13 protein-coding genes are annotated in these 13,707 nt (G+C 37.8%); 5 read left to right on the forward strand and 8 right to left on the reverse strand.

Annotated features, from left to right (window positions below; translation table 11 throughout):
- Positions 1-56 precede the first annotated feature (56 nt).
- Genes E6H07_14690 through E6H07_14710 form a run of 5 tightly spaced genes read left to right on the forward strand, consistent with a single transcriptional unit; the run spans position 57 to position 5,263 of the window.
- On the forward strand, positions 57-740 hold the full coding sequence (locus E6H07_14690; GenBank protein TMI62657.1) for a class I SAM-dependent methyltransferase: 684 nt from the start codon (positions 57-59) through the stop codon (positions 738-740).
- Positions 741-742: 2 nt separating this feature from the next.
- Complete coding sequence (locus E6H07_14695) at positions 743-1,525, forward strand: class I SAM-dependent methyltransferase (GenBank protein TMI62658.1); 783 nt, start codon at positions 743-745, stop codon at positions 1,523-1,525.
- A 5-nt stretch (positions 1,526-1,530) separates the two neighbouring features.
- Complete coding sequence (locus tag E6H07_14700) at positions 1,531-2,382, forward strand: DUF1835 domain-containing protein (protein TMI62659.1); 852 nt, start codon at positions 1,531-1,533, stop codon at positions 2,380-2,382.
- 1 nt (position 2,383) lies between these two features.
- The gene (locus E6H07_14705) at positions 2,384-2,737 is read left to right on the forward strand and encodes a DUF4260 family protein (protein TMI62660.1); all 354 of its coding nucleotides are present in this window, start codon (positions 2,384-2,386) and stop codon (positions 2,735-2,737) included.
- Positions 2,738-2,740: 3 nt separating this feature from the next.
- Positions 2,741-5,263, forward strand: a complete 2,523-nt coding sequence (locus E6H07_14710) for a DNA gyrase/topoisomerase IV subunit A (protein TMI62661.1) — start codon at positions 2,741-2,743, stop codon at positions 5,261-5,263.
- Positions 5,264-5,295: 32 nt separating this feature from the next.
- Here the strand turns inward: E6H07_14710 and E6H07_14715 are convergent, their stop codons facing one another.
- The 8 genes from E6H07_14715 to E6H07_14750 form a co-directional block, all read right to left on the reverse strand.
- Positions 5,296-6,222, reverse strand: a complete 927-nt coding sequence (locus E6H07_14715; GenBank protein TMI62662.1) for a hypothetical protein — start codon at positions 6,220-6,222, stop codon at positions 5,296-5,298.
- Positions 6,223-6,272: 50 nt separating this feature from the next.
- Positions 6,273-6,707: an SsrA-binding protein SmpB gene (smpB, locus tag E6H07_14720; GenBank protein ID TMI62663.1), complete on the reverse strand. Its 435-nt coding sequence runs from the start codon at positions 6,705-6,707 to the stop codon at positions 6,273-6,275.
- A gap of 58 nt (positions 6,708-6,765) precedes the next feature.
- Positions 6,766-7,680, reverse strand: coding sequence for an acetyl-CoA carboxylase carboxyltransferase subunit beta (locus tag E6H07_14725; protein TMI62664.1), 915 nt, complete (start codon positions 7,678-7,680; stop codon positions 6,766-6,768).
- Between the two features lie 199 nt (positions 7,681-7,879).
- Positions 7,880-8,248, reverse strand: coding sequence for a hypothetical protein (locus tag E6H07_14730; GenBank protein TMI62665.1), 369 nt, complete (start codon positions 8,246-8,248; stop codon positions 7,880-7,882).
- 150 nt (positions 8,249-8,398) lie between these two features.
- Entirely contained in the window at positions 8,399-8,581 is a 183-nt protein-coding gene (locus E6H07_14735) for a hypothetical protein (GenBank protein TMI62666.1), read from the reverse strand.
- 244 nt (positions 8,582-8,825) lie between these two features.
- Complete coding sequence (locus E6H07_14740; GenBank protein TMI62667.1) at positions 8,826-10,472, reverse strand: hypothetical protein; 1,647 nt, start codon at positions 10,470-10,472, stop codon at positions 8,826-8,828.
- A gap of 85 nt (positions 10,473-10,557) precedes the next feature.
- Positions 10,558-11,625, reverse strand: a complete 1,068-nt coding sequence (gene fbaA / locus E6H07_14745; protein ID TMI62668.1) for a class II fructose-bisphosphate aldolase — start codon at positions 11,623-11,625, stop codon at positions 10,558-10,560.
- Positions 11,626-12,274: 649 nt separating this feature from the next.
- Positions 12,275-13,633, reverse strand: coding sequence for a pyridoxal-phosphate dependent enzyme (locus tag E6H07_14750; protein TMI62669.1), 1,359 nt, complete (start codon positions 13,631-13,633; stop codon positions 12,275-12,277).
- Positions 13,634-13,707 lie beyond the last annotated feature (74 nt).

Genomic DNA, 13,707 nt, shown 5'->3' on the forward strand with positions numbered 1-13,707 from the left:
TTCTTATTTACCCCCTGAATAAGTTAGATATCATACGAAAATCAAAATCATTATTCATGAAGTGGAAACTTCATGGACTTGTAGAGCCATTTGCAGGAGTGATGAAGAATGCGGCTTATATGAGCAATATAAGTAAATGGAGAAGCAACACGAAAGTGAATGGGTATAATGATTGGTACCTGGGCAAATGGGATTATAATAAACGATACGATCTTTATGAATCGTTGATACAATCAGAGAAGCTGGATACAGAAGCAATAGATTATCTCGAATTTGGAGTTAGTAGTGGACATTCTTTTAAATGGTGGCTGGAACATAATAAAAACCCAGGTTCATCATTTCACGGCTTTGACACATTTGAAGGATTGCCGGAGAACTGGGGACATTTTGATAAAGGGGCAATGGCGGTTGCATTGGAGTCACTTAATATCACTGATTCAAGGGCTCATTTTTATAAAGGATTATTCCAGGATACATTGATCCCTTTTTTGAATGAGTATAAAAATGAAAGACGCAAACTGATCCATATGGATGCTGATCTTTTCAGCTCTACGATCTTTTCTTTATCACAGCTGTACCGGTTTTTAAACGAGGGAGACATAATTTTGTTCGATGAATTTGCAGTGCCGAAACATGAATTTGCGGCGTTTAAAATATTCACAGAAAGTTTTTATGTGAACTATGAAGTGATTGGTGCAGCTAATAATTATCTGTTTGTAGCAATTAAAATAAAGAAGTAAGAATGTTTGAATTTCATGCAGACAGGAAAAGATATTTTGATATACAGGTGTTAAACGCTGAGAAATATGTCATTCCTTTTATTGAGCAAAGTTTTAAGATAACTCCCGGTATGCGGATATTAGAAATTGGCTGCGGCGAGGCGGGGGTTTTGAAAGGATTTATCAACAAAGGCTGTTTTGGAATGGGGGTGGAGCTGGATGCGCCACGAATTGAACATGCAAAAGAATACCTTGCAGATGATTTTGTAGCTGGCAGAATTCAGTTCATTTCAAAAGATATTTATAAAGTAGATGCGGAAAAAGAGTTGGGCGGGTTTTATGATGTAGTTGTTTTGAAAGATGTGATCGAACATATACATGATCAGCCTAAGCTGATCGGCTGGATGAAGAATTTTTTAAAACCGGGAGGTGTAATATTTTTTGGGTTTCCGCCCTGGTATATGCCTTATGGTGGCCACCAGCAAATGTGCAGATCATGGATGCGCAAAATTCCGTGGATACATTTGTTGCCACGAAGCACTTATGGTTGGTTGCTGAGAAAGAATAAAGAAAGTGCTGATGATCTGCTGGAAGTAAAAGATACCGGCATCAGTATAGAGCGGTTTGAAAGGATCTGTAATGAGCAGGGATATAAAATTGAAAACAAAACTCATTACTTACTCAACCCGATCTATGAATGGAAATTTGGCTATAAAGCGAGAAAGCAATTCGGTTTGATAAAGTCAATTCCATTTGTAAGAAATTTTTTTACGACTTGTGTTTATTATTTAATTAAAGTGAAATAAAGGTTATGATACATGTAGTTTTTCAAGAATCAGATGTTGATGTATTGCAGCAGGCAATAGAACTCGACGAAACATTGAAAGGTGAAATTTTTCAGATCAAAGATGACCTGGGAGTTGGTCCGCTTAACGGGCTGGATACTGACGAAGGCTGGAAAGCAAGAGAGGATTGGTGGAGAGAGTTGTTAAAAAATTCACCTTATGGTGAAAAATTGGTTGGAAGTTTTGATGATCGGGAAACAATGAAGCAACTGATGACAGCATTAGATGCAGATGAAACACAGGAAGCATGGATATGGATGGGGCAGAACCAACATGATGTAACTGGTTACTTCTGGCTGATGCCACAACTAAGAAAATACCAGGGGAGGCTGATGATCGTATACCTGAATAATCTTCCTTTCATCAATGATAAAGGACAGATATTTTACCCATTGAAAGTGCATGATGTATTGCCAAAGGAAATTGTGAAAGCAAAAAAATTGTCAAGACCTATTACATTGAGTGAATTTGAAGTGGATCCGGATGAGTGGAAAAAATTGATAGATGAAAACGCTGCAGTAAGAATACTTGAAGGTGGGAAAAAAATAGCCGGCAAAGAAGTTAGTTTTTATGATGGAGAGATTTTAAAGAACATTACTCCTGAGTGGCAGAAAGCAACAAGGGTATTGACAAATACATTACATCGGATGAAGATAAAAACAGGCGATGTGTATATCATGTGGCGTATGAAGCAACTGATTGCCGATGGAAAGATTGAAGCAACAGGTGAAATTGAAAAAGGATGGAAAGATTTTGATGTGAGAAAGGCAGGTGCTGTTTCTGCAGAAGCAGTTTCATCGGAAGTTGAAACCAATTAGTATGAAAAATATTCTCAAACTGGAAGAAGCAGCCATGTTTGCTCTCAGCATTTATGGATTGTATTCCTTACAGGCAGAATGGTGGTGGTTTGCATTGCTGGTTCTCGGGCCAGATATAAGTATGTTAGGTTACCTGGCAGGAAATAATGTAGGCGCTGCCTGTTATAATTTATTTCATCATAAAGCAGTGGCCGTTGTAATTTTTATGGCTGGATTGCTTATGCCCAACCTGTTATTGCAATTGGTGGGAATTGTCTTGTTCGGTCATTCTTCAATGGACAGGATGATGGGTTATGGCCTTAAAACATCTGAAGGATTTAAATACACACATTTAGGAATAATAGGAAAACAATAAAAAATGAGTGCAGCAAAAAATAAACTGAAAGAGATTGAAAACAATGATACCGGATTGCACGGCCAGTATAAAACATGGTTTTTGGATTATGCATCCTATGTAATACTAGAAAGAGCTGTTCCGGCGATTGAGGATGGATTAAAACCTGTACAGCGCCGCATCCTTCATGCGATGAAGGAAATGGATGACGGACGTTTTAATAAAGTAGCAAATGTGATCGGGCAAACTATGCAATATCATCCGCATGGTGATGCAAGCATTGGTGATGCGCTGGTGAATATCGGGCAGAAAGACCTGATGATAGAAACACAGGGTAACTGGGGTGATGTAAGAACAGGTGATGAAGCCGCAGCTCCGCGTTATATCGAAGGACGATTGAGCAAGTTTGCACTTGAAGTTGCTTTTAATGCTAAAATAACCGAGTGGCAATTAAGCTATGATGGAAGAAAGAATGAACCGGTGACATTGCCGATGAAGTTTCCTTTGCTGCTTGCACAAGGCGCAGATGGAATTGCGGTTGGTCTTTCAACAAAAATTCTTCCTCATAATTTCTGTGAATTGATCGAAGCATCTATAAAACATTTACGTGGTAAGCGTTTTGAATTGTATCCCGATTTTCAAACCGGCGGGCAGATAGATGTGGATGAATATAACCAGGGTAAACGCGGTGGTAAAGTAAAAGTGAGGGCACATATTGAAGAGTTGGATAAGAAAACGCTGGCTATCCGTAGTGTTCCGTATGGAGTTACTACCACACAAGTGATGGATAGTATTGTAAAGGCAAACGACCAGGGAAAAATTAAAATCAAAAAAGTAACAGATAATACGGCTGCTGATGTAGAGATACAGGTTGACCTGGCACCGGGAATTTCGCCAGACATTACAATTGATGCACTGTATAAATTCACCGACTGTGAAATTTCTATTTCTCCAAATGCTTGTGTGATCGTTGCACAGAAACCGCAGTTCCTTACCGTGACTGAGTTGTTACGAATTTCAACTGACCATACTAAAGATTTGCTGCAGCAGGAATTAAAGATCAAGTTGAGTGAGTTGCAGGAAAAATGGCATTATACTTCACTAGAAAAGATCTTCTTTGAAGAAAAGATTTATAAAGAGCTGGAAAAAAAGCATGCTACATGGGATAAAGTGTTGGAAGCAATTGACGATGCATTTAAACCATTCAAGAAACAATTAAAAAGAGAAATTACAAGAGAAGATATAATTAAGCTTACTGAAAAACCAGTACGTCGTATCTATAAACTTGATATCGATGAACTGAATGACCATATCAAAGGATTAGAAGCCGATATTAAAGCGGTAAAACATGATCTGGCCAACCTGGTAGATTTTGCCGTAAACTATTTCGAAAATCTGTTGAAGAAGTATGGTAAAGACCGGGAACGCAAAACAGAGATCAAACAATTTGAAGTGATCCAAACAAAGCATGTTGCTATTATCAATACTAAAATTTATGTGAACCGCGAAGATGGGTTCATCGGTACATCGCTCAAAAAAGATGAGTTCGTTTTGGATTGCTCGGATATGGATGATCTGATTGTCTTTACCAAGCAGGGAATTATGAAAGTGGTAAAAGTGGCTGATAAGTCTTATATCGGTAAAGACATCATGCATGCTGCCGTTTTTCAAAAAAATGATGAACGGACCACTTACAATATGATATATATGGATGGTAAAACCGGTAAGAGTTTTGCAAAACGTTTTAATGTAACCGGTGTTACCCGTGATAAGGAATACTTCCTGGCGAATGATCATGAAAGAAGCAAAGTGCATTACCTCAGTATAAATCCAAATGCAGAAGCAGAAATTATAAAAATTGTACTCACTCCGGGTTGTAAGGCACATAAAAAAGAATTCGAATACAATTTCAGTGAGTTGGAGATCACGGGCCGTAGCAGTAAAGGGATCACTGTAACTAAATACCCGATCAAATCAGATGGAGTGAAACTGAAAGAGGCTGGTGTTTCTACCATTGCCGGTAAAAAACTATGGTATGATGATCAGTTTGGAAGATTGAGTACCGAAGAGAAAGGAAGGTTTATAGGTACATATGAACCTGATGATAAAATACTCGTGGCAATGAATGATGGCAATTATATGATCACTGACCAGGAACTCTCACAGAAATTCGATGCGGAGAAAGTTTTGCTGATCGAAAAATTCAATCCGGAGAAAACAATTACTGCGGTATATGCTGATATGGATAAGAAGCAATTCATGGCTAAGCGTTTTAAAATTGAAACGACGACACTCCGGAATAAATTCATGTTCATCAAAGAAGGCGAAGGGAATTATGTTGCCGCAGTTAGTACAGATGAAGAGCCAGTATTATCCGTTCAGCAGGGCAGGGGAGCACAAGTGAGAAAAGGTAAATTGAAGATCGCAAAAATTGCTGAGATCAGTGGATGGAGAACTGTTGGTACAAGATTATTGGATTACAGCAAGAGTGTGGAAATGGAATGGGTGAAACAGAAGGGAGGACAACAGGCCGAATTATTCAACTAAAATTTTTAATGCTCAATTCTAGTTGAGCATTTTTATTTCTGAGGCTTTCTCTTGATCTTAATTGATGCATTTTTCTCAAGGCTACTTGATAATCGGATCTGATATTGTTTCTTTCCGTCATCTAATACCATTAATGCTGTATTGGGTGGAATACCTCCCAGGTTCTCAGCAAACATGATCAGTTCATTTGTTTCTAAAGTTTTGTCCAACGCAAAATGAAAATGAACTGAGCGGCTTGATAATTTCAGGTGATAAGCCACTAATTGCTTATTAAAAAATACTGCAATAGAATCACCGTCAATTTCTCCGTTATCATAAAAATCAACTTCTATTGAATCAGATTCTACTTCAAGCTCCTGCACCACTTCATTTTTGCGCATAGGCATTTCATTATTCATTACATAGTTCACTACGTTATGCGGTACCACAACAACCGCCGGCAATGTATCAGTAAATGATGGCTGCCAAAGCTGGTTTGTTTCTTTAAAGTTCCTGATAGCAGCCAACACCGAATCTTTCTTACTGACATCCGCATTCATCGTCAGATTAAAATTCAATTCTGTACATGTATACTTGTATTGAGGTAAGCTTGTAAATGAGCCAATAAGATTTGAACCTGATTGCGATGCTCTTAATATTGCCCGCATATTCATCATGCAGTCAATCTCCAATTTTGAAGTAGAGCCATGATAAGTCATGGGAATATTATACAAACTAAGCGTTCTTGTTTTAGCATCATAGTTACCGTTTACTTTCATACTACGATAGCTATTTCTGAAATAATAATTCAGCACGCCGCTTACATAACCTTTTTCGGGGTTCAGCACCAGCTCAACCAAATAATTATTAGTAGAGGTGTTTGTTTTAGCATTCGCATAGCCATACCAGTATCCAAATACTGACTGTGCACCTGATTGTAGGGAAATAAGCAATAATAAGGATAGAAATAGTTTTAACATGGCTGTTTGTTATGCAAGAATAATGCTATAACGTGATGGATGAGATGAAATTACTTCAATAACCGTTTTATTTCCCTGTCAGTCTCCTTTTTCTTGATGGATTCACGTTTATCGTGTAGTTTCTTTCCTTTGGCAAGGCCGATCTCAATTTTAAAGAGGTTTTTTTCATTGAAAAATATACGAAGCGGGATGAGGGTATATCCTTTTTCTTTCAGTTTGGTTTCAATCTTTTTTATTTCTCTTTTTTGTAACAGCAGTTTCCTGTCACGTAGCGGATCATGATTATTCACAGTTCCATGTGAGTATTCTGCAATATGAAAACTTTTTAACCAGATCTCACCTTTGTGAATCAAGCAATAACTGTCATTAAAACTAGCACGGCCGGCCCTTAAGCTTTTTACTTCTGTGCCAAGCAAAACCATCCCAGCATCATATTTATTATCTATGAAGTATTCAAAATAGGCTGATCGGTTTTTTATTTCCATGCAGGTAAAAAAATAAGAGGCAAATTTACCTCTTACATTTTAAAAATATTTTATAAGATTAATTTTTAAATAGCTTCAGCAGCACCGAGAGCTTATCTCTTACGTCTTTCCGCTGAACAATGAAATCAAGAAAGCCATGATCTAAAATGAATTCACTTCTTTGAAAACCTTCAGGCAGATCTTTTTTAATAGTTTCTTTAATAACTCTCGGGCCGGCAAAACCGATCAACGCTCCGGGCTCAGCAATATTTAAATCTCCCAGCATACCAAAAGATGCAGAAATACCTCCAAAAGTCGGGTCAGTCAGCATCGATATATAAGGAAGCTTTGCATCACTTAATTGTGAAAGTTTGCCAGAAGTCTTTGCCAATTGCATCAGTGAAAAAGCAGATTCCATCATCCTGGCACCTCCACTTTTACTGATCACCATATAGGCCATCCGGTGTTCAATTGCATAATCGACAGCTCTTGAAAATTTTTCTCCCATTACGCTGCCCAGGCTTCCGCCAATGAATTCAAAATCCATACAGGCAATCACAATATCATTACCACCAACTTTTCCTGTTGCTACCCGCATCGAATCTTTCAGGTTACTGTTTTTCCAGATATCTTCCAGTCTTTTTTTATAAGGTTTCAGATCGGTAAAACCCAGAAAATCCTTGCTACGGATATTTTCAAACAGCTCGGTGTATTGCTTATCATCAAAAATCAGATCGTAGTATTCGCTGCTGCCAATACGGTGATGGTAATTGCATTTCGGGCAAACAAATAATTGTTCCCGCAGATCATTCATGGTGCAGATGAAATTACATTCAGGACATTTTGTCCAGAGTCCTTCAGGAGTTTCTTTTTTCTCAGAAGTTTTAGTCTGGATTCCTTTCTTAATGCGTTTAAACCAACTACTCTTTGTTTCCTCTGATTTACCTTCTTCACCCGCCAGGTTTACATCAAAGTCTTCAAATTGTTTTGCCATAGCCAAAAGTTAGGCTACAAATATAGGGATTGTGAGATTTAAAAATTTCGGGCTGATTTTTATGTACTTAGCTCACTTGCTACTAGTAAACTGTGGTTGCGTCGCACTCTTGTACATCCTGTAGTTCTATTCAGCATATTTGAAGCAACTTCACATCATTCGCACATTTTCAAAATCGCAAATTTGCTAATCGGCTTTATTAATTATTCGGTGCCCCACTATCAACCCAGCAACTAATTGAATTTTTTTGCCCTGTTGTTAATGAACCCGTTTGTGGCATTCTACCGCTTTGTATAGCTGATTTTATAGCTGCACCATTTGCAGAAGCCTGGGCATGATTAGTAAGTGGACCGGGGCCGTTGGTACTTCCTGTTGCATGACAAGTTGTACTAGTTGCACAAGTAGAAAGAAGAATTGGAAGTATGTCAGCATTAAATGCTTTATTAGTAACGGTTGCACAATTTACCGTTGTGCCACCACCTCCGCCACCGCCGCTTCCTCCATTATCCTTACTGCATGACAAAAATATTATTAAGCCGAATAGAATGATAACTAAAGCCTTTTTCATTGTTATATTTTAGGTATAAATCGTTTTGTTCTTTTATATAGTTGCCTCAGAAAAGATAAACATAATTTAAACATACAAAAACGATAATAAAAAAAGTCCCCATTCGGGGACTTACACTTTGTTTCAAAACTCGTATGATGATTTTCCGGATTAGTTCCAGCTTTTTCTCCAATCAGATGCTGAACGGAAATTTTTTCTCAAATTCCACATTTCGGCAGCGCTGAAAAGTTTTGCTTTTCCATCTTTAATATCCTGTTCCAAATTTGCTGCAAGTGTTTCAGGGGTTTGGATTTTTTCATCAGGATTCATGACTCTCTGTTTTTCTGTCTTCATTTTTCTATCGTTTAAAGGTTAATCAATACAATGGCCTCCCATATGGGTCAAGAATCGTTAATTTCTGTCAGTAGTGAATTAATCAGTGAAGATATCTTCGGGTACTATCTGAAGCAGGTGCTTGATTTGATGGTGCAAATATACGACAATAGAGCTTTCTGAAAAAGCAATTGAATGAAAAAAATAGAAATAGTTTTAAAATGGGTTACCTCACAACCGTATGTTTTTCAAAAGAAATTGTGATTCAATCTAACCATACTATTTTTTGCTTTTCGGCAAACCATTTCGGGTAGTTGGGCACGTAAATTTTTTCAATTTCATTTCTTTTTACTTTCAATGTAGGAGTTAGTAGTTTATTCGCAACAGTCCAATTTTCTTTCATTACCACAATTTTTTCCAGCTTTTCATATGCTTCCAGCGTTTTATTTATTTCAGCACATAATTGTTCGAGCTCAGTGCTGAGGAGTTGTTTATCTTTTTTCATTCCGGTTTCTGATAATGAAATAAGTCCGATTGGTTGGGGAATACCTGTACCTACTACACAGGCAGATTCGATATCCGGGTTTGATAACAGTTTTGTTTCAATAGGTGCTGGTGAAATATATTTTCCTTTATCTGTTTTGAACTGATCCTTTACCCTGCCAGTAATGAATAAGAACCCATCCTTATTATACTCACCAATATCACCAGTCTTTAAATAACCTTCTTCATCAAAAGCCTGTGCTGTTAATTCTGGTTCTTTATAATAACCTTTCATATTGCCTACACTTTTTACTCTCAGTTCTCCATCTTCAGCAAATTTTGTTTTGAGTCCTTGCACAGGTTTGCCAACACTACCAAAGCAAAAACTCTGGGGTGTTTCAAAATGGGCATATACGCAGTCTTCCGTCATTCCATATGCCTGAACTACCGGTACGCCGATCTTATGAAACCACTTAAGTATCTCAACTGATATGGGAGCTGATGAACTTACTATCTGTCGTGCATTTGCAAGTCCTAATTTTTTACGGATGCTTTTTTTAATGATCCCTGAAATGAGAGGAATGGATAAAAGCAGGTTCAGTTTTTTTTGTGGCAATTTTTTTAATACCCCTTCTCTTAATTTTCCCCAGATGCGGGGTACTGCAAAAAATAAGGTGGGTTGTGTATCTGCAACATTGGCCGGGAATGACTCTATGCTTTCTGCAAATGAAATAGTGCCGCCGTAATAAAGTCCATACATTTCAACGGCCAACCTTTCTGCAATATGACTGAGCGGTAAATAAGAAAATAAAACAGGCCGTCCGCTCAACCCAACAAATGGAATAACATTATGAAGAGTTTCATAAAATGCTTCCACACTATGCATTACTCCTTTTGCCATGCCTGTAGTACCTGATGTATAAATTATAGTAAGCAGATCACCCTGCTGCCAATCATGAAAATCATTCATGGGTTGTTGTTCAGCTATAAATTTCTCCAATGAATATTTTTCATGCAAGCCATAGGACTCAACACTTATTTTAATAATGTTTGCCGGTATCCCTTCTTTTTGACCTGCATAATCATCAAGCTTGCCTAATATGATTGCTTTTGCTTCGCTATGCACCAGTATTGGTTCAATTGAATGTGCAGAAAGGCTAGGGTAGATGGGAATGGAAATATATCCGCACATCATAATGGCGAGGTCACTTATTATCCATTGTGCACAATTTTTTGAAAGTATTGCGATATGACTTTGTTCAGGAAGGTTCAGCGATCTCAAGCCTGAAGCAATTCTTCTTATTTCATTACCGGCCTGTGCCCATGTCCATGTTTTCCATTGGCCACTGATAGGTTGACGAAATAAAACTTCATTGGGTATCTTTTTTTCCCATTGCAAAAATGATTCAAGCGGGGAGATGGCTGGCATATCGTTAGGGTTTTAATCTGTTGCTATAAATAAACAGCTTATTCCTCATTTAAACAAAAATCCCCTCAACTGAGGGGGTTTTTGTTTATGCATTTCTGTTGATGCAATTCAAATCTTCGAAAGCAACTTCCAATCGCTTTATAAAAGATTCTTCACCTTTTCTCAACCATACACGGGGATCATAATATTTTTTATTGGGTTTATCATCGCCTTCAGGATTTCCAAGCTGTCCCTGCAGGTAACCTTCACTCTTTTTATAATTATTTAAAATGCCTTCCCAGAAAGCCCACTGCAGATCGGTGTCAATATTCATTTTGATAGCTCCGTAACTAATTGCTTCACGTATCTGGCTTTGTGGTGAGCCGCTGCCGCCATGGAAAACAAAATAAACAGGTTTAGGAGCCGTACCTAAAACTTTTTCAATATGTTTCTGAGAGTTGTTCAATATTTCAGGACGTAGTTGCACATTACCTGGTTTGTACACTCCATGCACGTTTCCGAAAGCTGCTGCAACAGTAAACATGTTTCCAACCTTGCTTAATTCTTTATATGCATATTCAACGTGAGCCGGCTGGGTGTAGAGTTTATCATTTTCTACATCACTATTATCTACGCCATCTTCTTCACCACCTGTTACACCGAGTTCAATTTCAATACCCATACCAAGCGGCTGCATTCTTTTAAAAAATTCAACCGAGGTGTGAATGTTCTCTTCAATTGGCTCTTCACTTAAATCAAGCATATGACTACTAAAAAGGGGTTGACCTTTTTCTTTAAAATATTGTTCGCCTGCATCTATCAACCCGCTTATCCAGGGCAACCATTTTTTTGCAGCATGATCTGTATGCAACACTACAGGCACGCCATAATGTTTAGCTACATTATGAATATGCAGCGCACCTGAAATAGCTCCGTAAATATTTCCCTGTAGTTTATCATTTGGCATTCCTTTACCAGCAATAAACTGGGCACCGCCATTTGAAAACTGGATGATAACAGGTGAATTGACTTTTGCTGCTGTTTCCAATGTTGCGTTTATGGTATTAGTGCCGATGGTGTTTACGGCTGGCAACGCAAATTGGTTTTCCTTGGCATCATTTAATAAAGCAAGTAATTCTTTACCAAACAAAACTCCGGGTTGATATTTTTTCATATAGAATCTATTTCCTTTCCGGCGAAGATAAGAGATTGAAAGAAGTTGATAAAAAGCTTTAACGGGTATTCGTAAGCTACTGGAGTGAGTATATGCTCAAGTTACAGATGCATTAGTATAGTAAGGCTTGATATTGCCATGCAGCAAACTCGGCTTATCTTGATTTAAGTAGAATTAAGTAAGCTCAACGAGCAAATAAAAGGAAACAAGGAATGAAAGTAAAAATTGAATTTGAAGGGAGACCACCGTTCCCCCTGCTAAACTTCTCAGGTTAGCAGGAGGGTTTTGGATTTTAGATTTTTTTCAAGGATCTTGGACGGCGGTTCAGGAATGGACGGTTCCTCAGGACTTTGGATTTTAAGTAAAAATTTTCAATAGGACTTGTTTGGCTTCTTAGAATAAGGTTTTTTGGTTTTTCGTCGGATTCTCGGATTTTAAAGAACGGTTTTCAACAGGAATTAGTTTTTTCTTGGACTTAGGATTTGGGTTTTTCAGGATTCGCTTTCGACATTTATTGTGTCAATTGCAAAACAAAAATAGATTTGCGATTCATTTAACACAAGAGCAATTATAGCCGATATTTTTACTACAGTTTTTACTGGATATTAGTAATAATACGAATGTAAATAGTCTAATCACCACTACTTTCTTATTTTCCAAGTGCTTGAATTACATCATATTTGGTCACAATATGTAAATTACCGCCATCGTCCTTTGAAAGTACGGCTCCGTTCTCCTTATTTATTAATGTGCTGAGTCTTTCCACAGGGGTTTCAAAATCAACCATGGGGTAGGCGGGTTCCAACACGGATTCGACTGAGGAATTCTTTATTTCGGGATTATTGAAGACTTTTTGAAATAAACCACTTTCACTAATAGCGCCAATCACACCATTTCCATTCATTACAGGTATGTGTTCGATGTCATATTTCTTCATCATATCCACAGCTTCAGATACGGTTTGCGTAGGATTTACAGTAATTAATTTTTTTGAACCTCTTGCACTGATAATATCCCTGAATGTTTTTACATCCAGGAAACCACGTTCTATCATCCACTGATCATTATAAATTTTAGCAACATACCGGCTACCATGATCATGAAAAATACAAACGACGAGATCATCCTTTTTTAAACGGCTTTTTAACTGCATCAAACCTGTTATGCAACTACCGGCGCTGTATCCGCAAAACATACCTTCCTCTTTTGCTAAACGACGGGCCATAATAGCACCGTCCTTATCTGTTACCTGTTCAAAATGATCGATCACACTCATATCATAATTTCCCGGAACAAAGTCCTCCCCAAAACCTTCGCTGATATAAGGGTGAACTTCATTCATATCAACTTCACCTGTGCGAAAATATTTTGTAAGTAATGAACCATACACATCAATAGCCCAAACCTGGATATTCGGATTTTGTTCTTTTAAATATTTTGCTGTACCTACAATTGTTCCTCCTGTACCTGCAGTACATACAAGATGTGTGATCTTCCCATCAGTTTGTTTCCATATTTCTGGTCCTGTAGATTCATAATGTGCTAACCTGTTTGCAAGATTATCGTACTGGTTCATGTGATATGAATTCGGAATTTCATTGGCTAACCTTTTGGCAACGCTGTAATAGCTCTTAGGATCTTCTGGCAAAACATTAGTAGGGCAAACAATTACCTCTGCGCCTACAGCTTTTAGTATATCAGCTTTTTCTTTTGATTGTTTATCTGTAGTAACGAAAATGCATTTATATCCTTTTACAACGGCTGCCAACGCAAGCCCCATACCTGTATTACCAGATGTGCCTTCAATAATTGTTCCGCCAGGCTTGAGTTTGCCTTCCTGTTCGGCTACTTCCACCATCTTTAGTGCCATACGATCTTTAATTGAATTGCCGGGATTGAAATAATCAACTTTGGCAAGCACAGTGCAGGGAAAATCTTTAGTGATCTTATTTAAACGGATCAGCGGGGTATTTCCTATTGTTTCTAGAATGTTGTTTTTAATATCCATATCGCAGTTTCTTTCACTGCGAAGGTAAGATTTTAAGAAGGAAAGTCTTCAGCGTGAATGTCAAATGAGTCAGA

This window comes from Bacteroidota bacterium, from assembly GCA_005882315.1.
Taxonomy (GTDB): domain Bacteria; phylum Bacteroidota; class Bacteroidia; order Chitinophagales; family Chitinophagaceae; genus VBAR01.

Excerpts from the sequence above, each read along its gene's own strand:
- E6H07_14705 (TMI62660.1), top strand. The coding sequence starts at position 2,384 with ATGAAAAATATTCTCAAACTGGAAGAAGCAGCCATGTTTGCTCTCAGC.
- E6H07_14730 (TMI62665.1), bottom strand. The coding sequence starts at position 8,248 with ATGAAAAAGGCTTTAGTTATCATTCTATTCGGCTTAATAATATTTTTG.
- E6H07_14690 (TMI62657.1), top strand. The coding sequence starts at position 57 with ATGAAGTGGAAACTTCATGGACTTGTAGAGCCATTTGCAGGAGTGATG.
- E6H07_14700 (TMI62659.1), top strand. The coding sequence starts at position 1,531 with ATGATACATGTAGTTTTTCAAGAATCAGATGTTGATGTATTGCAGCAG.
- E6H07_14740 (TMI62667.1), bottom strand. The coding sequence starts at position 10,472 with ATGCCAGCCATCTCCCCGCTTGAATCATTTTTGCAATGGGAAAAAAAG.
- E6H07_14725 (TMI62664.1), bottom strand. The coding sequence starts at position 7,680 with ATGGCAAAACAATTTGAAGACTTTGATGTAAACCTGGCGGGTGAAGAA.
- smpB (TMI62663.1), bottom strand. The coding sequence starts at position 6,707 with ATGGAAATAAAAAACCGATCAGCCTATTTTGAATACTTCATAGATAAT.
- E6H07_14715 (TMI62662.1), bottom strand. The coding sequence starts at position 6,222 with ATGTTAAAACTATTTCTATCCTTATTATTGCTTATTTCCCTACAATCA.
- E6H07_14695 (TMI62658.1), top strand. The coding sequence starts at position 743 with ATGTTTGAATTTCATGCAGACAGGAAAAGATATTTTGATATACAGGTG.
- E6H07_14735 (TMI62666.1), bottom strand. The coding sequence starts at position 8,581 with ATGAAGACAGAAAAACAGAGAGTCATGAATCCTGATGAAAAAATCCAA.
- E6H07_14750 (TMI62669.1), bottom strand. The coding sequence starts at position 13,633 with ATGGATATTAAAAACAACATTCTAGAAACAATAGGAAATACCCCGCTG.
- E6H07_14710 (TMI62661.1), top strand. The coding sequence starts at position 2,741 with ATGAGTGCAGCAAAAAATAAACTGAAAGAGATTGAAAACAATGATACC.
- fbaA (TMI62668.1), bottom strand. The coding sequence starts at position 11,625 with ATGAAAAAATATCAACCCGGAGTTTTGTTTGGTAAAGAATTACTTGCT.